This is a genomic window from Microbispora sp. CSR-4, from assembly GCF_008033685.1.
Lineage (GTDB): Bacteria > Actinomycetota > Actinomycetes > Streptosporangiales > Streptosporangiaceae > Microbispora.
Genome location: NZ_VJVX01000305.1, coordinates 1 through 364 on the forward strand (window position 1 = coordinate 1; position 364 = coordinate 364).

Sequence of the window (364 nt, forward strand, 5' to 3'; positions counted from 1 at the left end):
CCTGCACCTGGAGATCGTCGCCATCCCGGTCACGGCCCACGGCCCGGACCTGGACCATCTGCAAGGTTTGTGTCGCAAACGCCCGGTGCGCGCGGTTTACAGCATGCCGACCCTGCATAACCCGTTGGGCTGGGTGATGAGCCTGGCGCAGCGCGAGCAGTTGGTGGCGATTGCCCGTCAGTACAACCTGATGATCATCGAGGACGCGGCCTACGCGTTCCTCGCCGAGGACGTGCCGCTGCCCTTGGCGAGGTTGGCGCCGGAGCGCACGGTCTACGTGGGCGGGTTGTCGAAAAGTGTCGCGACCGGCCTGCGCGTGGGGTTTATCGCCGCCCCTCTGGATTGGGTGAAGGCACTGGAGCGC

The 364-nt window shown here is 66.5% G+C and carries 1 protein-coding gene; it reads left to right on the plus strand.

Going from position 1 to position 364, the window contains the following annotated elements:
- Positions 1–364, plus strand: a 364-nt coding sequence (locus FLV34_RS39915; RefSeq protein ID WP_147945645.1) for an aminotransferase class I/II-fold pyridoxal phosphate-dependent enzyme, incomplete at both ends; no start/stop codon positions are given.